Source organism: Fibrobacter sp. (genome assembly GCA_017503015.1).
Lineage (GTDB): Bacteria > Fibrobacterota > Fibrobacteria > Fibrobacterales > Fibrobacteraceae > Fibrobacter.
Window position 1 is genome coordinate 1 of the sequence record JAFVTX010000005.1, and the last position, 10,427, is coordinate 10,427.

The 10,427-nt window shown below is 56.6% G+C and carries 10 protein-coding genes; all 10 read left to right on the forward strand.

Annotated features, from left to right (window positions below; all coding sequences use genetic code 11):
* Window positions 1-227 precede the first annotated feature (227 nt).
* Window positions 228-677 (forward strand): ribosome maturation factor RimP, encoded by a 450-nt coding sequence (locus IKB43_01245; GenBank protein ID MBR2468770.1) that lies wholly within the window; start codon window positions 228-230, stop codon window positions 675-677.
* A 15-nt stretch (window positions 678-692) separates the two neighbouring features.
* Complete coding sequence (gene nusA / locus IKB43_01250) at window positions 693-1,937, forward strand: transcription termination factor NusA (protein ID MBR2468771.1); 1,245 nt, start codon at window positions 693-695, stop codon at window positions 1,935-1,937.
* 49 nt (window positions 1,938-1,986) lie between these two features.
* Window positions 1,987-5,031: a translation initiation factor IF-2 gene (gene infB, locus IKB43_01255; GenBank protein MBR2468772.1), complete on the forward strand. Its 3,045-nt coding sequence runs from the start codon at window positions 1,987-1,989 to the stop codon at window positions 5,029-5,031.
* 111 nt (window positions 5,032-5,142) lie between these two features.
* Entirely contained in the window at window positions 5,143-5,496 is a 354-nt protein-coding gene (rbfA, locus tag IKB43_01260) for a 30S ribosome-binding factor RbfA (GenBank protein MBR2468773.1), read from the forward strand.
* Between the two features lies 1 nt (window position 5,497).
* Window positions 5,498-6,400, forward strand: a complete 903-nt coding sequence (truB, locus tag IKB43_01265; GenBank protein ID MBR2468774.1) for a tRNA pseudouridine(55) synthase TruB — start codon at window positions 5,498-5,500, stop codon at window positions 6,398-6,400.
* 84 nt (window positions 6,401-6,484) lie between these two features.
* Window positions 6,485-7,393, forward strand: coding sequence for a riboflavin biosynthesis protein RibF (ribF, locus tag IKB43_01270; protein MBR2468775.1), 909 nt, complete (start codon window positions 6,485-6,487; stop codon window positions 7,391-7,393).
* 143 nt (window positions 7,394-7,536) lie between these two features.
* Window positions 7,537-8,172, forward strand: coding sequence for an NADH-quinone oxidoreductase subunit NuoB (gene nuoB / locus IKB43_01275; GenBank protein ID MBR2468776.1), 636 nt, complete (start codon window positions 7,537-7,539; stop codon window positions 8,170-8,172).
* A 6-nt stretch (window positions 8,173-8,178) separates the two neighbouring features.
* Window positions 8,179-8,781 carry an NADH-quinone oxidoreductase subunit C gene (locus tag IKB43_01280; protein MBR2468777.1) on the forward strand — a complete coding sequence of 201 codons (603 nt, stop codon included), beginning with the start codon at window positions 8,179-8,181 and terminating at the stop codon, window positions 8,779-8,781.
* Window positions 8,778-9,971 (forward strand): NADH-quinone oxidoreductase subunit D, encoded by a 1,194-nt coding sequence (locus IKB43_01285; protein MBR2468778.1) that lies wholly within the window; start codon window positions 8,778-8,780, stop codon window positions 9,969-9,971. The genes IKB43_01280 and IKB43_01285 overlap by 4 nt, the downstream gene beginning before the upstream one ends.
* The coding region (locus IKB43_01290; GenBank protein ID MBR2468779.1) for an NAD(P)H-dependent oxidoreductase subunit E at window positions 9,968-10,427 on the forward strand (460 nt) is incomplete at its 3' end. The genes IKB43_01285 and IKB43_01290, both read left to right, overlap by 4 nt.

Sequence of the window (10,427 nt, forward strand, 5' to 3'; positions counted from 1 at the left end):
CAATCAATTACGAAAGGTTGGCGAGGCCTTACGCCGGTGATATCGAAAACGGGGGTCAAATGCCCTTGCTTTAGCGCTTATTCAGTTGCCCAAAGCCAAATAATTTTCTCTATTTGTTCGCGGTTTTAGACTGTTCGTGGAATTTTTCCCATGGAACCGAGGATTTAGGTCCGAGATGTTCAGGAGAAGTTCCGTAAGCGAACGGCTATTTTTATAAAGAGGTTTATTTGGATAACAGGGAAAAGCTGGATGCCCTCATAGCCGAGGCCTGCGAGTTCGCGGGAGTCTCCTTGGTAGAAATGGACATGTTCCGCGCAGGCAAGCGCCGGACCGTGCGTTTGTATATCGACAAGCCCGAGGGCGTTTCTATTGACGATTGTTCCAAGGTGAGTAGGCACTTGTCCGACGCTCTGGACCTGGACCCCGAAGTTATCGAAGGCGCCTACACGCTGGAAGTGTCGTCGCCGGGGCTTGACCGCCCCCTCAAGTCGGTCGCAGATTTGCTCCGCAACAAGGGTCGCACCATCAGGGTGACCCGCAGTACCGGCAAGCCCCTAACCGGAAAGCTTTTGGATGCGGACGAGGATAATTTGACGCTGGCCCTCAAGGGAAACGCCGGAAACGTGGTCGTTCCCAGGTCCGAGGTGCTGGTCGCCAAGGTGGATGTACAAATATAATAGGAAGGTCAATTCATGAAAAATGAACCGAAAGTCAATTTGCTCGAAGCCCTGAAGGCCGTTGTAGATGCCAAGAACATGGATGATTCCGTGGTGCTGAACGCCTTGAAGCAGGCTTTGATTTCTGCCGCCAAGAAGTATCTCCACGTGGACAAGAAAATCGACGTGGAAATCACCGAGGACGAAGTCCACGTGTTCCTCCGTGCCAAGGTGGTGGACGACTATCCGGACTACGACCCCAGCATGACCGCCGAAGAAGTGGAAAAGTTGGACGAAGAATACATGCTGGTTCCCGAGGCCCAGGAATTCGACGAAGACGCTCAGCCCGGCGACCTGCTTGAAATGGAAGTCCCGACCACCACCTTCGGTCGTCAGGCCATTCAGACCGCCAAGCAGCTCTTGACCCAGCAGATCCGCGACGCCGAACGCCAGAAGATTCTGGATACCTACAAGGGCCGTATCGGCACCATGATCAGCGGCGAAGTGCTCCGCCTCGAAGGTCGCAACGTGATCGTAAGCCTCGGTAAGCAGACCGAAGCCGTGATTCCGCCCCGCGAACAGATTAGCCATGAACGCTTGGGTCAGGGTCAGTCCGTGAAGGCCGTGATTGCCCGCGTAGAGGAATCCTCCAAGAACGGTGCCCAGGTGGTGCTGTCCCGCGCCAGCGGCGATTTCCTCAAGGAACTGTTCCGCCAGGAAGTTCCAGAAATTTACGAAGGCTCTGTGGAAATCAAGGGCGTTGCCCGTGAACCCGGTTACCGCGCAAAGATTGCCGTGTTCTCCCGCGACGAAAAGATTGACCCGGTTGGCGCCTGCGTAGGCATGAAGGGTGCCCGCGTGCAGACCATTGTCCGCGAACTGGGTAACGAACGTATCGACATCGTTCACTGGAACGAAAATCTGGACGTGTTTATCACTCGCGCCCTTGCTCCGGCCAACATCGTGAAGCTTACCGAAGTTCCCGGCACCCAGCGCGTGGTGGTGGTCATCAACGACGAGAACTTGGCTCAGGCTATCGGCAAGAACGGCCAGAACGTGAAGCTGGCCGCAACGCTGGTGGGTCGCGACCTGGATGTGTTCGGCGAAAAGGAATGGTCCGAAAAGTCCGACGCCGAGAAGGCCGAGGTCATGACTCCTCGCGAACAGGAACTCCGCCGCAACGCTCACCGTGCAGAGAGCCTCTTTGCCAATGCCGGTTCCGAGGATTCCACCGAAGAAAACGCCAGCGAAGCCCAGGAGACCACTGGAGAAAACGCCTAAGGAAAAGTTTTCGGCAGGGGATTTTTAAAAAGGATTAGATAGGCTTTTAATGAGTATGGAAGATCAAATCAAACCGACGGACTGGGCACAAGAACACGGACTGAAAGTGGACGTGGTCATGAAGCTGCTGAGAGATGCAGGTGTCACTGTCCGTACCCAGGTGTCCAAGGTGGCCGCCTCGGATTACGAGAAGATTGAAGAGGCTGCCGCTGTTGAAAAACAGAAGCAGGATTCCAGGAGTAAGAACCTGAAGAGCGCTTCGTCTTCGGAATCCCAGGAAAGCACGCCCAAGAAAAAGTCCGCCACGGAAACCGTGACGGTCAAGAACGGTGTGACTATCCGCCGCATCAAGGCTACAAAGCCCAAGGCCACTACGGAAAAGCCCGCTGCGACAAAGGCCAAGGCTGCTGCCAAGGCCGAAGATGCTTCGACAAGCTCAGCAACCGGTACGCCGAAGGCTCCCGAAGTTGCTGCCGCTCCTAGCCCAGTTGCCCCAGCAGATGCTTCGACAGGCTCAGCAACCGAAACGTCGAAAGCCTCAGTCGCCGCGCCTGTAGCCGAAGCTCCTGCAAAGCCTGCGGAACCTGCCAAGGAAACTCCTGTCGAGGTAAAGCCCGAAGTCAAGGCCGAAGCCCCTGTAAAGACAGACCCGAAGCCTACGGCTGTGGCGAAGCCCGCTCCTGCAAAGCCTGCAGAACCCACCATGATGACCTCTTCTACGGAGCTGAAGCAGCCTCCCATGAAGGCCCAGGTGTTCAAGCCCGATGCGGCTATCCTTGCCCGTATCGCCAAGTCCCAGCAACAACAGCAGGGTGGGCGCGGTCCTAACAACCGCCGTCCGGGCGGCCCCGGCGCTCGCGGCCAGGGTAATGCCCAGGGCTACACGGGAACCTTTGGCCCCCGCAATGCCGGCAACGGTCAGGACAATCGTGGTGGCAACTTCCGCGGCGGCCAGAATGGCGGTCGCGGTGGTTTCGGCGGAGGACGCTCCAGCGGATTCTCCGGCGGCTCCATGCAAGACGCCTTCAACGCCAGCAACGGCGGTGTCGGTTTTGGTGGTGCCTCTTCCCAGGGAGGAAAGGGCGGTAACGCCAAGGGCCAGAACGGCCGTCATGGTAACGACAAGAACCGTCGTGGAAACGGTCGCGACAGGCAGGAACAGCAGAAGGAACAGCAGCAGGAAATGGTTCGCCAGAACGTTTCCCGCGTGATGGCCGACTTGTCCAAGAAGCCCGTCAAGAAAGTTTATCGCAAGGAACACAACGATAACGATTCCGGCGAAGAGAAGAAGATTCTCAAGACCTCTGACTTTATTACCGTGGGCGAACTGGCCGGTCTTATGGACCAGATGCCTGCCCGCGTCATTGCGAAGTGCATGGAAATGGGCATGATGGTGACCATCAACGCCCGCCTGGACTTCGAGACCATCCAGATTCTGGCCGACGAGTTCGGTTACGAAGCCCAGTTGATGGAAGAATACGAAGAAGCGGTTCTCGGCGTGGAAGAAGAATCCGAAGAGAACCTGCAGCCCCGCCACCCGGTGGTGACGGTGATGGGCCATGTGGACCATGGTAAAACCTCCTTGCTGGACTGGATCCGCAAGACCCACGTGGTGTCCGGCGAATCCGGCGGCATTACCCAGCATATCGGTGCCTACGAGGTGACGACTAAGCAGGGTAAGGTGACCTTCCTGGATACTCCGGGTCACGAGGCCTTCAGCGCCATGCGTGCCCGCGGTTCTCAGGTGACCGACGTGATTGTGCTGGTGGTGGCCGCCGACTCCATGGTGATGCCCCAGACGGTGGAATCTATCGAACTGGCCAAGCGCGAAAACGTGCCCATGGTGGTTGCCATCACGAAGATTGACCTGCCTACGGCCAACCCCGACAAGATTCGTGCCCAGCTGGCCGAACGCGGTGTGGAAGTGGAACAGTGGGGCGGTCAGACCAGCTGTATCGAAGTGTCCGCCCGTACGGGCCAGGGCATGGACCAGCTGCTGGAAACGCTTGCTCTCGAAGCCGAAGTGCTGGAACTCAAGGCCAACCCCGACGCACACGCCAAGGGTGCCGTGGTGGAATCCAAGCTGGACGTGGGCAAGGGCTCCATGGCTACAATCCTTGTGCAGAACGGTACCCTCCATGTGGGTGACCCGTTTGTCTGCGGTATCTACGCCGGTAAGGTCCGTGCCATGTTCAACGAGCGCGGCGAACAGATGAAGGTGGCGCCTCCTTCTGCACCTTGCCAGGTGCTGGGCTTTGACGGCACGCCTCAGGCCGGTGACGACCTGATTGTGGTGGACGACGAAAAGACCGCCCGCGAAATTGCAAGCAAACGCCGCATGGCCGCCCGTGAACGCGACCTCCGCGCCCGTAGCACCATTTCTCTGGAATCCAAGTTCAACGAACAGAAGGAAGGCAAGCTTTCCGAACTGAACCTTATCGTCAAGGCCGACGTGGGCGGTTCTGCCGAAGCTCTGGCTTCTTCTCTGGAAAAACTTTCCAACAGGGAAGTGAAGGTGAACATCATCCGCAAGGGTGTGGGCGCCATTACGGATTCCGATATCCTGTTTGCTACAACAGCCCAGGCTATCATTATTTCCTTCCACCTGATGCCTTCGCTCTCCGTGCGCGAAATGGCCCAGAAGGAAGGTATCGAAATCCGCAACTACCGCGTGATTTACGACTGTATCGAAGACATCAAGAATGCCGTGGAAGGCCTGTTGAAGCCCACCCTCAAGGAAGAACTTGTGGGCGAAGCCGAAATTCGCCAGGTGTTCAAGATTCCGAAGGTGGGTCTCATTGCCGGCTGTATGGTTACCGACGGCGAAGTGGACCGCACGAGCCACGTTCGCGTGTACCGCAATGGCGTGGAACTGGGAACTACTGTGGTCCAGTCCCTCAAGCGCATGAAGGACGACGTGAAGACGGTTGTCCGCGGATTCGAATGCGGTATCGGCCTCAAGGGTTACGACGACATCAAGGAAGGCGACAGCCTGATCTTCTTCAAGGAAGTCACCGTTGCCCGTACCCTGAAGGACGTGGCCCGCGAAGAAGCCGAGGAGAAGGCGAAGAAGGCGGCAGAAGGAGAAAAATGAGTTTCTAGTTCTGAGTTTCTAGTTACTAGAATATCTTAACGTGAAAATTCTAGTAACTATTAACTAACCCGAAGGGCGAAGTAACTAGTAACTGCACCGAAGGTGCCATAAATGAGTAGAAGAACCGACAGATTAGATGAGCAGTTCCGCGAGGAAATCGGCAAGCTTTTGCAGAAAGGCCTGAAGGATCCTCGCGTGAGCAGCCTTGCAAGCATTACTCGGGTGACTATCACCGAGGATTTGAGCTATGCGAAGATTCTCGTGTCCGTCATGGGCACCGACAAGGAAAAGCGTGACACCCTGGTGGGGCTGAACAACTCCGCCGGCTTTATCCGTGGAGTTCTGGGCAAGGCCCTCAAGATCCGGAAGATTCCGGAGCTGAACTTTGTTCTGGATGAGAACCTGGAACACGCCATGCGTATCGAATCCATCTTGGCCGAACTGAAGCAGAAGGGGGAACTCTAGCTTGACTCCTTCTGGATTTGTCCTGCTGGACAAGAATCCCGGTGAAACTTCTTTCAAGGCCCTTTTCCCGCTGAAAAGGGTCTTTTCTACAAAGCGCGTGGGTCATGCGGGAACCTTGGACCTGCGGGCATCGGGCCTGATTGTGGCCGCCATCGGTCGCGCCACCCGACTGCTGCCTTTTGTAGAGGCCAAGGACAAGTGCTATACCTTCCGGCTCCATCTGGGCTACGAGACCGACACCCTGGAATGGGACGGGGATGTGGTCGCTCAGGGGGACGCGCGTGCAATAAACCGTGCCGCTCTCGAGGCGGTCCTCCCGCAGTTTACAGGCGACATCGACCAGATTCCTCCGCGTTACTGTGCCGTAAAAATCGACGGTCGCCGTGCCAGCGACTGGGCGGAACGGGGCAAGGATTTCGAGATGAAACCTCGCCGAATCCACATCGAGTCCCTGAAAGTCGTAGGCGAGGGCGGCGTCACCGAAGGCTGCTCCGGTAAGAGCTTTGCCACCTTCGACCTGGAATGCGTCTGTTCCAAGGGAACCTACATTAGGTCTCTTGGGCGGGACTTGGCCAGGGCCCTGGGAACATACGGTTGTGTTTCCCAGATTCGCCGCCACCGCATAGGGAACATCACCCTGGACAATGCGGTCAAGGGCGAGAACCTGACGGCCGAAAACCTGGTGCCGGTAGATAAAGTTCTAGATTATCCAGTGTTGCGTCTGGACGATACCCAGATGGGGATTATCCGCAAGGGCAACTGGCTTCCCTGGAAAACGCCTGTAGAGGGCGTCGGGACCGAAGGTCACGTGTTCGTGGCCAACGGGGTAGGCGAAGTCCTTTCCCTTTGCAGGTTCGAGCCTGGGCGCATTTGCCCAAAATTCTATTTAGGTGAGGATAAGTAAGGGAGATTCCCGCCAGTTTATCCCGGACCTGTTCCGGGACGGGGATGACAGAAAGAAAGTCGGGGATGACAAGGTAAGAAACGAATGTTGGTGAATGTGAAACAGAGAAGAGCCATAACCATGGGAAATTTTGACGGGTGCCACCTGGGTCACCAGGCGCTGTTCCGTTCCCTGAAGGCCGTGGCCGAGGTAAACGGCCTTGTGCCCACCGTCATCAGTTTCGAACCCCATTCCAACTACGTGCTCCGTGAACCCGGAGATCCCTTGCTCCTTACCACCACCAAGGAAAAACGTGAATTCGTAGAGAGCCTGGGACTTGAATTCTTGGTGATGCCCTTCACGAAGGAACTGGCGAGACTCCCTTTTGATGAATTTGTCCGTAATGAGCTGATTGAAAAGCGGGGCGTGTGTTCCATGTTCTTTGGTCATGATCATTGCTTCGGTGCGGGAGGCAAGGGCAATTACGAGACCATCACGGTGGCGTTTCCCGAGCTTTCTACCCAGATGCTTTCCATCGTGCTTTACAAGGGGGAGCGGGTCAGCTCTTCGGCGGTGCGCAACGCCCTTTTGAACGGAGACGTTGACCGTGCCCAGACTTACCTGGGCAGGCCTTACCGTCTGTCTGGAACGGTGGTGGAGGGCAAGCGCCTGGGGCACACCATTGGGTTCCCGACAGCGAACCTGCAGGTGGAACCTTACAAGTTCCTGCCCAAGATCGGTGTCTATGTGGCCTCGGCACGGCTCGATTCCGAAAGGATTTTCCGTGCGGTGGTGAACATCGGCATGCAGCCCTCTACGGGTAATCACCAGCTGGCCATCGAGGCCTATATTCTGGACTTTGACGAAGACATTTACGGCAAGCCCCTTTCCTTGGATTTGCTCACCTATCTCCGGCCCGAGCAGAAGTTTGCAAGCCTTGAAGATTTGGTGCGCCAAATCGGCATGGACGCCGACACTGCCCGCCACTACAACGGCAACCACTGGGCGGAATAGCCGCCTAACCCTTTGACAGTCAAAACCTTAGCCGTTTAGGCGGGAAAAGCTCCGTTTGGGTGGGGCCACTTTTCCAGTTTTTGAAAACCTTGAAAAACCCCGTTTTTTCTATCTTTTCAGCCGAATTTTATGAGGAAACCCTTATGACTGATGTGGCAGAAAAGCCGAATTTCATAACGTCCTCCCTTGACTTTTTGGTCAACTGGGGCCGTACGAATTCCCTTTGGCCGTTCCCCTACGGTACGGCCTGTTGCGCGATTGAGTTTATGAGTACCGAGGTGGGCCGTTACGACCTTTCCCGTATCGGTTCGGAATACGTGCGCTTTACCCCGCGCCAGTCCGACGTGCTTCTGGTGTCCGGGACCATTACCTACAAGCAGGCCCCCATCCTTAAGCGCATCTACGAGCAGATGGCCGAACCCCGCTGGGTGATTGCCATGGGTGCCTGCGCCTGCTCCGGCGGATTTTACGACTGCTACTGCACCGTGCCGGGCATCGACCACATCATCCCCGTCGATGTGTATATCGGCGGCTGTCCCAGCCGCCCCGAGGCCTTCTTCGACGCCATGTTCGACCTGCAAAAGAAGATCAAGGACGAGTCCTACATGAAACAGCGCACTGAGCGGGTCAAGGAACAGCTGGAAATGATCAAGGCAAAGACCGCCGAGGCTAAGGAAGAGGCCCGCGAGTTTGCCCACGAGAAGGTTGCCGAGTTCAAGGAACTGGTGGCTGAAAAAGAAAAAGAGTTTGTTGAACAGACCCAGTTCTGGAAGAGGTAGAAGATGGTGAACGTAGATGAAATCTTCTCCGTCCTGGAGGAAAAGTTTGGTGCGACGAAGGAGTCCAAGGACAAGTGGACGGTGACGGCGGTTGTGCCTGCCGCCTATCTGCACAATGCGGTCCAGTTCCTTCGCGACGAGTCGGCTATCAAGTTCGAGATGCTGGTAGATATCGCCGGTGTCGATTACCTGACTTATCCCAATCACGAAGGACCCCGCTTTGCGGTGGACTACGCCTTCAAGAGCATGTCCACTCCCGGTGCCCGGATTCGTCTGAAGGTGCAGGTTCCCGAAGCCGACCTGAATGTCCCCACCCTTACGGACCTGTATGCCAACGCCAACTGGTACGAGCGCGAAGTGTTCGACCAGTTCGGGATTGTGTTCACGGGCCATCCGGACCTCCGCCGCCTGTTGAACCATGTGGAATTTGTGGGCCATCCGCTCCGCAAGGATTACCCTGCCCAGAAGCGCCAGTGGCTTTCTACCAACGACTACTTGCTCCCCGCTTTGGAAAAGCGTCTGGAGGTGCTTGGCTACAGGGTTGTCCAGCGCAGCAAGGAAGTGGAAACCGTGGATAACGAATTTTTGGAAGGGAGTATCAAAGAATGATTGTACTGGATCATAGAGGCAAGAGACAGAGCCTGATGCCCCTGAACGTGGGCCCGAGCCACCCGGCCACTCACGGCTGCTTGCGCTTTTTAACGGCCATGGACGGCGAAACCATCGTTGCAAGCGTCGAAGAAATCGGCTACCTCCACCGCGGGTTCGAGAAGATGGTGGAACGGGGCACCTGGCAGCAGGTGGTTCCTTACACTGACCGCTTGAACTATTGCTCCGCCATCATGAACAACATAGCCTACTGCCGTGCGGTAGAGAATATGTTTGGCGTAGAAATCACGGAACGCTGCAAGGTGCTCCGCGTGATTGTGAACGAACTTAGCCGTATCAACGACCACTTTGTGTGCGTGGCGGCTGCCTTCCAGGACCTGGGCGGCACGACCCCGTTCATGTATGCCTTTAACCCCCGTGAAGAAATTATGTGCATCTGGGAAAAGCTCACCGGTGCGCGCCTGACCAACAGCTACTCCCGTATCGGCGGTCTTGCCCGCGACAGCTATGACGGCTTTGAGCAAGATGTCCTTGCGGCCCTCGATTCTACCGAGAAGGCCCTGAAGGATTTGCACGCCTGCTTGGACCGTAACCGTATCTTCCTGGACCGTACCGTGGGCATCGGCAAGATTTCAGCCGAGAAGGCCATCAGCTACGGCTGGACTGGCCCCTGCCTCCGCGCCTGCGGTGTCGCATCTGACCTTCGTAAGGATGAGCCCTACTACGATTACGAGACCTACGACTGGGAAGTGGTGGTCGGCACTCAGGGCGATTGCAACGACCGTCTGCAGGTCCGCCTCGCCGAAATCGAAGAGTCCATGAAGATTGTGCGCCAGGCCCTGAAGCGCCTTACGCCAGGGCCCATCGACATTGTCGATCCACGCATCCGCGTGCCCTCGCACAAGCTGGCCTACCAGGACATGGAAGGCCTGATTGGCCGCTTCAAGAGCGTCTATGAAGGTATCCGCGTTCCCGAAGGGGAATACTACTGCGGGTCCGAATGCGCCAACGGCGAACTCGGCTTCACCATCATTTCTGACGGCTCTGGTCACCCCTACCGCATCAAGGTGCGTCCGCCTTGCCTTACGCAGTTTGCCGCATTCCACGAGCTTGTGGAAGGCGGTCAGCTGGCTGACTCCATGGCCGTACTTTCGGGCCTCAACATTATCGCTGGAGAACTTGACCGATGAGAGAACATATCCAAGGTGCTGTTCAGTTTGTCTCCAATAACCGCCTGAAGTTTGACAGGCCCGCACAGCCTATCGATGCCCTGCCCGATCCGGGCCAGACCTTCGGTTACGTGAACAAGGCCGTTCCCCAGCCATCTCCCAAGGAAGTGCTTGCAAAGCTCGACACTCCCGAAATCAAGGAACGCTGCGCCGACCTGCTGAGCCGCTATCCGGTGGGGCAGGGGGCTTTGCTCGAAGTGCTCTGGCTTGTGCAGGGCGTGTTCGGCTGGGTGCCTACCGAAGGTATCCGCTGGGCGGCAAATGTTTGCGGTTGCGCCCCTGCACATGCGCTGGGCGTTGCCACCTTCTATACCATGTATAACCACGCTCCCAAGGGCAAGTTCCTGTTGCAGTTCTGCCGTAATATCAGCTGCACCATCAAGGGCGCCTCGAGCCTGATTGCCTACGTGGAAAAGG